The 10,857-nt window shown below is 41.2% G+C and carries 11 protein-coding genes; 4 read left to right on the top strand and 7 right to left on the bottom strand.

Annotated features, from left to right (window positions below; genetic code table 11):
* Positions 1 to 18: 18 nt before the first annotated feature.
* Positions 19 to 282, bottom strand: coding sequence for a NifU family protein (locus N7U62_RS06150; protein WP_264137022.1), 264 nt, complete (start codon positions 280 to 282; stop codon positions 19 to 21).
* Positions 283 to 304: 22 nt separating this feature from the next.
* Complete coding sequence (locus N7U62_RS06145; RefSeq protein WP_264137021.1) at positions 305 to 1,393, bottom strand: Mrp/NBP35 family ATP-binding protein; 1,089 nt, start codon at positions 1,391 to 1,393, stop codon at positions 305 to 307.
* 126 nt (positions 1,394 to 1,519) lie between these two features.
* Between N7U62_RS06145 and dnaG the strand changes: the two genes are divergently transcribed.
* The 3 genes from dnaG to N7U62_RS06130 are packed head-to-tail and all read left to right on the top strand — an operon-like array spanning position 1,520 to position 5,324.
* Positions 1,520 to 3,514, top strand: a complete 1,995-nt coding sequence (gene dnaG / locus N7U62_RS06140; protein WP_264137020.1) for a DNA primase — start codon at positions 1,520 to 1,522, stop codon at positions 3,512 to 3,514.
* 2 nt (positions 3,515 to 3,516) lie between these two features.
* Entirely contained in the window at positions 3,517 to 4,719 is a 1,203-nt protein-coding gene (locus N7U62_RS06135) for a bifunctional 3,4-dihydroxy-2-butanone-4-phosphate synthase/GTP cyclohydrolase II (protein WP_264137019.1), read from the top strand.
* Positions 4,716 to 5,324, top strand: a complete 609-nt coding sequence (locus N7U62_RS06130; protein WP_264137018.1) for a hypothetical protein — start codon at positions 4,716 to 4,718, stop codon at positions 5,322 to 5,324. Before N7U62_RS06135 ends, N7U62_RS06130 begins: the two co-directional genes overlap by 4 nt.
* A gap of 297 nt (positions 5,325 to 5,621) precedes the next feature.
* Here N7U62_RS06130 and N7U62_RS06125 read toward each other — a convergent pair whose 3' ends face one another.
* From N7U62_RS06125 to N7U62_RS06115, 3 genes are read right to left on the bottom strand one after another with little or no spacing between them, the layout of a single operon-like run.
* Entirely contained in the window at positions 5,622 to 6,224 is a 603-nt protein-coding gene (locus N7U62_RS06125) for a bifunctional nuclease family protein (protein WP_264137017.1), read from the bottom strand.
* Positions 6,225 to 6,230: 6 nt separating this feature from the next.
* Positions 6,231 to 7,187 (bottom strand): electron transfer flavoprotein subunit alpha/FixB family protein, encoded by a 957-nt coding sequence (locus N7U62_RS06120; RefSeq protein ID WP_264137016.1) that lies wholly within the window; start codon positions 7,185 to 7,187, stop codon positions 6,231 to 6,233.
* 43 nt (positions 7,188 to 7,230) lie between these two features.
* On the bottom strand, positions 7,231 to 7,968 hold the full coding sequence (locus N7U62_RS06115; RefSeq protein WP_264137015.1) for an electron transfer flavoprotein subunit beta/FixA family protein: 738 nt from the start codon (positions 7,966 to 7,968) through the stop codon (positions 7,231 to 7,233).
* A 324-nt stretch (positions 7,969 to 8,292) separates the two neighbouring features.
* Here N7U62_RS06115 and N7U62_RS06110 point away from each other — a divergent pair, with 324 nt between their 5' ends.
* Positions 8,293 to 9,546: a PAS domain-containing sensor histidine kinase gene (locus N7U62_RS06110; RefSeq protein WP_264137014.1), complete on the top strand. Its 1,254-nt coding sequence runs from the start codon at positions 8,293 to 8,295 to the stop codon at positions 9,544 to 9,546.
* Here N7U62_RS06110 and N7U62_RS06105 read toward each other — a convergent pair.
* Both N7U62_RS06105 and N7U62_RS06100 read right to left on the bottom strand, forming a co-directional pair.
* Complete coding sequence (locus N7U62_RS06105) at positions 9,543 to 10,133, bottom strand: DinB family protein (protein WP_264137013.1); 591 nt, start codon at positions 10,131 to 10,133, stop codon at positions 9,543 to 9,545. The two genes, N7U62_RS06110 and N7U62_RS06105, sit on opposite strands and share 4 nt — an antisense overlap.
* Before the next feature lie 87 nt (positions 10,134 to 10,220).
* A complete protein-coding gene (locus N7U62_RS06100; protein WP_264137012.1) occupies positions 10,221 to 10,775 on the bottom strand; it encodes a BLUF domain-containing protein in 555 nt (184 codons plus the stop codon).
* Positions 10,776 to 10,857 lie beyond the last annotated feature (82 nt).

Raw genomic sequence — 10,857 nt, 5'->3', positions numbered from 1 at the left:
TCTTTAAGAAAGGATGAATTATTCGGCAGGCTGGATATTGACAGCCTTGATTGCAGTGACCTCAGGAGCTACTCTTTTGATGGCTTCTTCTATTCCTGCTTTCATAGTCATGGGGGACATGGGACATGCTTCGCACGCTCCTAACAATTCCACACTCACCACATAGTCTTCATCAATATCAAGGACCTTGACATCTCCACCGTCTGCTTCCAGATAGGGTCTGATGTTGGTTATCGCCTGATTAATTTTGGCTAAAAGCTCTTCTTTTTTTGTGATATCCATAATCGTATTCGAATATTCAAAGTTAATTCATTTGAACCACCTTTGTTTTCTCTTTGCTAGCATTTCTAATGGCCACTTGTCTGGCTACAGACTTGGCAAGGTTCATAAAGGCATCTTCGGTTACACCTTCTTTCATTACTGCTGGGAACCCGCTATCTCCGCTTTCTCTGATTGATTGTACAATAGGGATTTCGCCAAGGAAAGGTACATCTTCTTTTTCGGCCAATTCTCTACCTCCGTCTTGACCAAAGATGTAATACTTATTGTCAGGTAATTCTTCTGGAGTAAAGTAAGCCATATTTTCTACGACTCCAAGTACAGGTACATTGATCTGTGGGAGCTTGAACATTGAAAGTCCTTTTTTAGCATCGGCAATCGCTACTTTCTGTGGTGAGGTAACAATCACTGCGCCTGTAACCGGAACCGACTGCACCAGTGTCAAATGAATATCGCTAGTTCCTGGAGGGAGATCAATCAAAAGGTAATCTAATTCACCCCATTTTACATCCGAGATGAATTGTTTCAATGCGGAGCTGGCCATCGGTCCTCTCCATACGATGGCATTGTCTTTAGGTGTCAATAGACCAATCGATACCAGCTTCACTCCATATTGCATAATCGGAACGATCAGGTTTTTGCCATCTTCCTGAACCATCTCTGGTTGCTCATATTCGCAGTTGAACATAGTGGGGATGGATGGACCAAAAATATCTGCATCTATTACGCCTACTTCTGCACCACTTTTCGCCAATGCAACTGCCAGGTTAGCAGTAACGGTAGATTTACCCACACCTCCTTTGCCAGATGAAATAGCAATGATGTTTTTCACTTTTGGAAGTGTGAAAGATTGCCCTCGAACTGAGGTGACTTGAGCGGTCATCTCTATTTTAATTTCTAGATCACCCGAAATGGCTTCTACTGCCTCCAGACAATCATTTTTTATTTTCTCTTTGAGAGGACAAGCAGGAGTCGTCAACTCAACAGTGAAACTTATTTGGCTGTCATCTACTTTTAAATCCTTGATCATTTCAAGGGTTACAAGATCTTTTTTGAGGTCTGGATCCTGAACGGTAGACAGGGCCTTGAGTACGTCTTTTTCTGTTACTTTCAAATCTGAAAAATGTCTATGGCTTCAATTTTGATGCAAGTTAGTGGATAACGACTTTTTGAATCATATAATGAGTTAAATTCGTGCTAGATTTGTATCCCTAGAGACCCAAAAACTATTAGACTATAAGTGATCAGTAATCATACCATAGAGGAAATCAAGAGCCGTATGGACATCTATGAAGTGATTAGTGATTTTGTGCAGCTCAAAAAGTCGGGTTCTAGTTACAAGGCGCTGAGTCCTTTTACGGACGAAAAGACGCCTTCTTTCATGGTCTCTCCGGCCAAAAACATCTTCAAATGCTTTAGTACAGGAAAGGGAGGAGATCCTATTACCTTCCTCATGGAGATTGATGGCTTAAGCTATATGGAGGCTTTGCGCTATCTGGCTCAGAAATATAACATAGAACTGGAAGAGGAAGTCCAGACCGATGACCAAAAGCAGGCTCAAAACGAGCGAGAAAGCCTTTTCATTACACTCAATTTTGCCAAAGATCATTTCGTTGAGAATCTTTGGGAGGTAGAGGAAGGTAAAAATATTGGGCTGACCTATTTCAAAGAAAGAGGATTCAGCGAAGAAACGATCAAAAGCTTTGAGCTAGGGTATGCACTCGATCAATGGCAAGGCTTGATGGATGCGGCTGCCAAGAATGGCTACAATGAGGAGTTTCTAGAAAAGGCCGGTCTAAAAATCGTTAAGGAAGACAAGGCATATGATCGATTCAGGGGTAGAGTCACTTTTCCTATCCATAATGTAACGGGAAAGGTGATTGCTTTTGGTGCCAGAACACTCAAGAGCAACGAGAAAGGTCCAAAATACATCAATAGTCCTGAAACAGAGCTTTACACTAAAAGTAAAATCCTTTATGGAATCTATCAGGCCAAAAATGAAATTAGGAATACCTCTAATTGTTATTTGGTCGAGGGCTATACTGATGTGATCTCCCTTTATCAGGCTGGGATCAAAAATGTGGTAGCTTCCTCTGGTACTTCATTGACCGAAGACCAGATCAAATTAATTAAAAGATATTCTGAGAATGTGACTGCCCTTTTCGATGGGGACAAAGCGGGTATCAAGGCCTCAATGAGGGGGATTGATATGATGTTGGCTGGTGGATTGAATGTAAAAGCCGTTCGTTTTCCTGAAGGTGAAGATCCAGATAGCTATTCCAGACAATTGGGCGGAACTGCCTTCAAGGAATATTTGGATGATCATTCGCAGGACTTTATGTCCTTCAAGACGGACTTTTACACCTCAGAGTCCAATGATCCGATCAAAAGAGCCGAGTCGATACGCGAGATAGTTCAGAGTATATCTTTAATTCCTGATCCGATCAAGCGCAGTGTTTATACTCAGCAGTGCAGTAATATGCTGGGTATAGACGAGGGGACCTTGATAGTAGAGCTAAACAAGCTCTTAATTAAAGAGAATAAATCGAAATACTCATCAAAGCCTCCGAGTGCGAGTCCTTCATCTGGAGGTAACTTTCCGCCAGATTTTGGTGGTGGTATGCCATATGGTATGCCGATGGAGCCACCTCCTGATTTGTTTGCAGATCCTGAAGATTTAGTTGAGGAAAAGGTTCGACCTGATGACATCATCAAGAATCAAGAACGTGAAAGCATCCGTATGTTAATTAATTATGGAGCGGAGATGATTGAAGGGTTCGAAGGGGAAGAAACACATCTGGCACAATATATCCTGACAGAGTGTGAGGATATTGAGTTTACTTCGCCTGTTTGTCAAAGAGTTTTGGAGCTGTACAAGGAGCAATTGGAGCAGGGAAAGGTATTGACTTTACAAGCCTTGCTGGATCATGACGATGCTGAGATTAGAAAAGAGGCAGTTGATTTATCTACCGAGCGCTATGAGTTGAGTCCTAATTGGTCTGATAAATTTCAGATTTCTGTGGCTCATGAAAGAGATGCCTTGAGATTGTCGGCTTACAGGAGTGTGCTTCGGTTGAAGTTTAGAATAATACAAAAAATGATAGTTGACAACATGGATAAAATGAAGTCGGCTGCAGATGAAAATGAAATAAATGGTTATTTGTCCATTCAGCAGGGATTGAAACAAATGGAGATGGATATAGCCAATGAACTTGGAAACGTTACCGTTAAATAGATATGTTAGACAAAATATCAGATGCCATTGAGGCCATCAAAAGGGGAGAAGTGATCATCGTAGTAGATGATGAAGACAGAGAGAATGAAGGGGATTTTGTGTGTGCGGCAGAGAGTGTCACACCAGAAATCATCAACTTCATGGCCACTCATGGACGAGGATTGATCTGTGCTCCTTTGATCGAGGATAGATGTGATGAATTGGAGTTGGAATTGATGGTAGGTAAGAATACCGCTCTACATGAAACTCCATTTACGGTTTCCATCGATTTGATAGGTCATGGTTGTACGACGGGTATTTCGGCTAGCGATAGAGCCAAAACAATACAGGCATTGGTTAACCCAGATACCAAACCTGAAGAACTAGGCAAGCCGGGTCATATTTTTCCTCTCAAGGCCAAAAAAGGAGGGGTACTAAGAAGAGCAGGCCATACCGAGGCTGCCATTGATCTGGCACGTCTGGCAGGCATGCAACCGGCAGGTGTGCTGGTTGAAATCATGAATGAAGATGGTACCATGGCGAGACTACCAGATTTGGAATTGGTGGCTGAAAAGTTTGACCTGAAGTTAATTTCTATAAAAGACCTGATCAGCTATCGAATGGAGCAGGAGTCTCTGATCGAAAAACAAATCACTGTCAATATGCCTACTGATCATGGTGATTTTGAATTGACTTCATACAAACAGTTGAGCACGGGAGAGACGCATTTGGCTTTAACAAAAGGGGATTGGAAGGACAAAGAACCTGTTTTGGTTCGTGTTCATAGTAGCTGTGTGACAGGAGATATTTTTGGTTCGTGTAGATGTGACTGTGGTACACAGCTTCACAATGCCATGAAGATGGTCGAAAATGAAGGCAAGGGCGTGGTGCTTTATATGAACCAGGAAGGAAGAGGAATCGGACTTTATAATAAGTTGAGAGCTTATAAGCTTCAGGAAGAGGGGCTAGATACCGTAGAGGCCAACGAGAAATTGGGTTTCAAAGGAGATCATAGAGATTATGGAGTAGGAGCTCAGATTCTTCATGATTTAGGTATTAGTAAAATTCGTTTGATCACTAACAATCCGACAAAAAGAGTAGGATTGATGGGATATGGCCTGGAAATTGTGGAGAATGTACCAATTGAAGTGTCTCCAAATGAGCATAATAAAAAGTATCTGGAGACCAAAAGAGATAAAATGGGACACAGTATATTGAAAAAATGAGATTGATTTTAGCTTCCATATTGTATTTGGCATTTTTATCACCTCTGGTAGCGCAGGACTTTTCTACACGTCTTTGGCACAAAGGGTGGGCAGTAACCATGGATGGAGATACCCTTCGTGGGGATATCAAATACGATATGGAAGTAAATACTATTCAGATATTAAGTGACGATAAAGTATATACTTACAATAGCAAGAAAGTAATGTATGTAGAGTTTTTTGACTCATTACTTAAGAGTTATCGTCAGTTTTATTCTATTCCATACAATGTAACTGGTGATTTTAGGGCTCCAATATTATTTGAGGTTTTATATGAAGGGCCTACCACTTTGCTAGCCAGAGAGAAGATTGTCTTAGAGACAGATCCCTATAGCCAGTCTTATTACTATACCGGACCAGGAACAACGCGAGAAAGACTTTCTCTAACCTTTTTCTTTGCCTTTAAGGATGGTAGCATTGAAAGGTATTCAGGTAAAAAAGGAGAGCTATACGCCATATTAGATGATCACCCAGGTCAATTGAAAGATTACATCAAAAAGAACAAGCTGGATGTAAATGAGGTCAGAGATTTGGTTCGAATCATGGCGTTTTACAATTCTATTTGATCTACTAACCTTATCTTGAAATATACCCAAATTTAGGGATTGTGTTTAGGACTGTATGTGCTGATCTTTACATCAGTAAAATGTCGCATATCCCTAAACCGGACCTCTATTACTGATTATCAGAAATAGATTGGACTCAACCCCTAGACTTCATTTTGCCAACATAGTGGGCTGGTCATTGCCCTTGATCAGTCCACTGCCAACCCCCTGAAATGATATTGTGTGTTTCTAAAATGTTAGAAAATCAAAAAAGCCATCGATCAATGATCAATGGCTTTTTTTCTGTCCAATTTCCTATTAATTTCTTTTGTTCAGCTCGTCTCTGATCTTAGCGGCTCTTTCATAATCTTCTTCACTGAGCGCTTGATCCAATAATTGCTGGAGACCATCAACTGATTGATTCTTCAGGTATTCAGGTGAGCCAATAGGTGCATCTTCTTCCTCTTCTTCATTGGCCACTATGGTGTCCAGTTCCTCTTCGAATTCGTCGGTTACGACTATACCTGCTTCGTCTAGTACTGTGACATTGGTGTAGATATCCGCATTGAACCGAATGCCAATGGCTATGGCGTCCGAAGGTCTGGAGTCTATTTCGACTACATTGCCATTGGCATCCTCGCAGATGATTCTGGCAAAGAAAACCCCTTCCTTAAGGTCCGAAATAAGAATTTCTTTGATGTTGATATTAAAATTGCCTGCAAATGATTTGAACAGGTCATGTGTCATGGGACGATTAGGAGATATTTTCTCTATTTCGATGGCGATCGCTTGCGCCTCAAACATCCCAATGATAATAGGTAATCTTCTTTTTCCATGGCTCTCACCGAGCACTAGCGCAAACGATCCTGATTGCGCGTGACTCGACGAGAGACCTATGATATCTAGTTTTATTTTATCCAAACTAACTTATCCGTTTATCGCTTTAATTGCTTCTGTTAACTTAGGTACGACCTCAAAAGCATCTCCAACTATCCCGTAGTCTGCCGCCTTAAAAAACGGCGCTTCCTCATCCTTGTTGATCACAACAATACACTTCGAAGCATTGACACCCGCCAGGTGTTGGATGGCCCCTGAAATTCCGACCGCAATGTACAAAGAAGGCGCCACTTTAATACCTGTTTGTCCAACATGTTCGTGATGGGGTCGCCAATCCATGTCAGATACTGGCTTGCTACAAGCTGTTGCTGCTCCTAAGGTCTTGGCTAGCTCTTCGATCATTCCCCAGTTTTCAGGTCCTTTAAGTCCACGACCTCCTGATACTACGATCTCTGCCTCTGGCAAAAGTACATCGCCTGAAGCTTTTTCCTGAGATAAAACTTTTACTTTAAAGTCGTCTGCATTTTCGTCTGGAGAGAAGGTTTCAATACTTGGATCTCCTCCATCTTCTTTGATCGTCGCTGCATTTTTCTTGATGCCGATGATGCGTTTTCCTTCCGTCAAATCTACATTGGCGAATGCTTTGCCCGTGTAGATGCTTCTTTTAACTACGAAACCATTGGAAGTATCTGGAGCAGCTACGACATTGCTGGCTAGGGATGCGCCCATTTTGATAGAAAGCCTCGCAGCAACAGGGTCGCCCAATGATGAATTGGCTAATACGATAGTTTCTGCACCTTCGCTTTCGGCCGCTTTGGCTATGGCGGATGCATAAGCCTGAATATTGGCTTCATTGTATTTATCGTCACTTACATGCAAGACTTTACTAGCTCCGGCTTTTCCAGCCACCTTTAGGTTCTCTTCGCTTGCCTCTCCGAATGCTATTGCTGTCACGCCAGACTCAATGTTGCTCGCATAGCTGATGGCCTCTAGAGAGGTTTTTTTTATTTCTCCTTCTGATATTTCTATGAATACTAATATTGACATTTTCTTTTGGTTCAATGTTTAACAATGGATTATGCTGTTTAGACTAGATGACTTTTGCTTCATTTTTGAGCAAATTGACAAGCTCTGATACATTGTCAGCATCTACCATTTTTACAGCACCTTTTTCTGCAGGCATTTCATAATTGTTCAGTTGAGTTCGAACTGAATTATCTGAAGGTTCTACTACATTCAAAGGTTTGGATCTGGCAGTCATGATCCCTCTCATATTCGGGATTTTCCACTCCGCAATCGGCTCCTGGCATCCCAGAACTAATGGTAGTTCTGCTTCCAGTGATTCTTTACCTCCTTCAATCTCTCGTGTCATCTTGGCGGTAGTGCCTTCGATATCCAAAGTCATAACAGGTGAAAGACCAGGGATGCCCAAAATCTCTGCAACCATACCATGCACTACTCCATTGTTGAAATCGATAGACTCACGTCCCATCATGATGAGGTCGTAGTTTCCTTCCTTGGCAATATTGGCAATCTGATTGGCTACAAAAAATGAATCTACTGGATCTGCATTGACACGAATGGCGTCATCCGCACCAATAGCCAAAGCCTTTCTTAAAGTAGGCTCTGTTTCTGCCTCTCCTACATTCAGGACCGTGATACTGCCACTGCTTTGTTCTTTTAATTCCACAGCTCGAGCAAGGGCATAGTCATCGTAAGGTCCGATTATATATTGTACTCCAGTTTTGTCAAACTTGGTATTGTTATCCGTAAAGGAAATCTTTGAAGTCGTATCAGGTACGTGTGTTATACAAACCAGTATCTTCATGCTTTCTATTTTTGTTAACGTTGTTAATAATTTAGTTCTATCAGATGAAAAGTCACTTTTTAAGCTGCCAATTCACCTCTTCTTGTTGCCTCTAATATAGTAAGTTTGGAAAATAAATTAGGTCTTGATTCAGTCATTACCAAAAGTATTCATGCATAACATTTTACATTCGCTGGATTTGCTAAAAATCTTGTGTGATGAGTGAGATATTAGCAATTGTTGTTGGGTGCTAGGGTAGAGCTGAGTATGTGTGAATAAAAATTGGTAACTCATCCAATTTCGTAGTAAATTATCTGATCATGTCTTTTTCTAATCTTTATTTTAATGTCTGAGGTTGATCAACAGGAATCTGAATTGTCCAAAATGAAGGAACAGAATGATTTTCTACAAAAGGAGAATCAAGCCCTTAAAAAGCGGCTTTTGTTGCAGTCTCAGATAGAGGAAAAGTTGAGAAAAAGTGACCAGAGATTTAAAATCTTATTGGATCATTTGCCTGGAGTTGCCTACCTCTGTCTCAATGACGATCGCTACTCTATGTTACTCGTCAACGATGCGGTGGAAGTAGTTACCGGGTATACGCGGCAGGATTTTTTGGATGATCGCATCAGTTTTGTGGAACTCTATCATCCTGGAGATGAAAAGAAAATTGGCCCAATAGTAGAGAAGGCCATTGAGAACAAGGAAGTTTTCAATATTGTTTATCGCATTAAACACAAGGATGGTCATTGGAGGTGGATTGAGGAATCGGGATCGGGAATATTTAATGGAGATAATCTAGAAATGCTCGAAGGATATCTTACGGATATTACGGATCGAGTACTGGCTGAAGAAGCCATGAAAAAGAATAATTATGAACTGAAGATAGCCAAAGAACGGGCCGAGGAAAGTGATAGACTCAAAACCAAATTCCTGAACAATATGTCCCATGAAGTCCGAACTCCTATGAATGCAATCGTGGGCTTTTCAGATTTGTTGTTGAATGAGGACTTGACTCATCAGGATAGAGAAAAATATGTGGGTTTTATTCATAAAAGTTGCAGGAAGCTATTGACTGTGATTAATGATATCATGGATATTTCTCAATTAGAAACGAAACAAGTCGTTTTGAAAAACACACATTTTTCTCTCTACAAGTTGATGTGCGAATTGCATGACAAACATTTATTGGAGGCCAAGGCAAAGGGGCTGCATTTGATTTTGAATAATAGTCATCCGGATCAATCCGAACTGGTAACAGACCGAGGGTTGCTGTCTCGAATAATGAGTAGCCTTATTGAAAATGCAGTAAAATTTACCAAATCAGGAGAGGTAAAGATTGGGTATGAAATAACCGAAACCCATTACCAAATATATGTAGCAGATACGGGCCTGGGTATCAAAATGGAAATGCAGGAAAAGATTTTCGATCGTTTTTTGCAAGACGTTAGCGAAGGTGGGGTGGCCGATGGTTTGGGACTCGGACTTAGTCTAGCAAGAGAATATGGACAGCTATTAGGAGCCTCCCTTACGGTTGATTCTGAACCGGGTAAGGGAAGCGTTTTTACCTTGATTTTTCCTTTGGGAAATGGGATTGCCTAGTTCGTCTTTATTTTTCCTGTCATCATACTTGCGTTGGGATTGATGGGGTTGCCCGAACTGCGTCTGAAAGAAGCCAACTGACCCGCATGCCAAATTGCATCTGCAATGGGTCCATTGATTCCATTCCAGAAGGGATAGGACTTGATTCCCTCTCCGGTTGAGAAGTTCAAGTCATACTTAGCCAAATCTTGATCTTTGCTTTGTTTCAAAATCAAACTTGCTATTCTGATATTTTCCAAAGTGCTTATTCTTTTCTCTTCGAAGGTTGAAGGACCTTCGATTTTACTAAAGTCAGTAACTTTTTGCTGTGCCGCATTTCTGATAATTACACTCAGTCCCCATACGTGATCGATGGTTTCTCCAGTGCTACGAGCCTCATCGTTTGGTTGGAAGCTATAATCATCCTCTGTCAAACCAGCGGTGGCCCAATAATACCGATAACCGAGTCCATCGAGTAGCCGGGAAGCAACGGAGCCTGCGGTATAGCTGTCTGCTGGTTCAGGTAGTTCATAATAATAGTCTGAGGAATCCTGTGCCCAACTTTTCAAACTAATTGATACCAGCACTAAAAGCAATATTTGTTTCATTCTATTGGTTTTGATTTGAAGGTCTAACGGCCATCTATGGACTTAGGTTAGGGGAGTAGCTTTGAGTTGTTAGTAGTGATAGCCATATTATGTCAATATCATGAACGTTTTGAGCGCCTTCATGCTTTCGTCCTTGTAGGCGCTTCTATCTCCCTCCAGCATGGCCTGATAAATTTCGTTTTCTTCAGCGGCAATCTGCGTGTCAAATTCTAAGCTGTCCTTTTCGATGTTTTTGGATCCCATGTGCCAGTCTGAAAAATAGCGCTCGTCTACAGGTTCAAAATATTTGATTTCAGAATCTCTATGTCTGGGGTCTTCCTGGATTCTATTGTAAACATCCAAAACTGTGTTTTTACTTCCTTCTAGTATTTGAAGAAAGCGCATTTCAGTATGTACCAATAGGCCCGTGATGCCCAAAGGTTTGTTGTTTCTTCTTGAAGCTTCCAGTATTTGTTCAATGGCTTCTTCATTACAATTTGGCGCTCTTGAGCTGGTATAGACCATGCGGTGTAGTTGGCTGTTTTCTTCTTCCTTTTTGGTTTCCTCCAGATAGACCTTGGCAGAAGCGTACAATATTTTCAGTAACTTGACGTCCGCATGTCTTATTATTTTAGCTAATTCCTGCTGTAATTTTTCTCTCATAACCTGTTTGATTTATTTCTCGAATCATGAAACAATAACGCAGGGCATTAATTAGTGTTTCAAACTCCGAATCTGGAATTGG

Origin of the sequence: Reichenbachiella ulvae, from assembly GCF_025833875.1 — a bacterium.
GTDB lineage: Bacteria > Bacteroidota > Bacteroidia > Cytophagales > Cyclobacteriaceae > Reichenbachiella > Reichenbachiella ulvae.
This window is presented reverse-complemented; position numbering and strand designations above follow the sequence as displayed.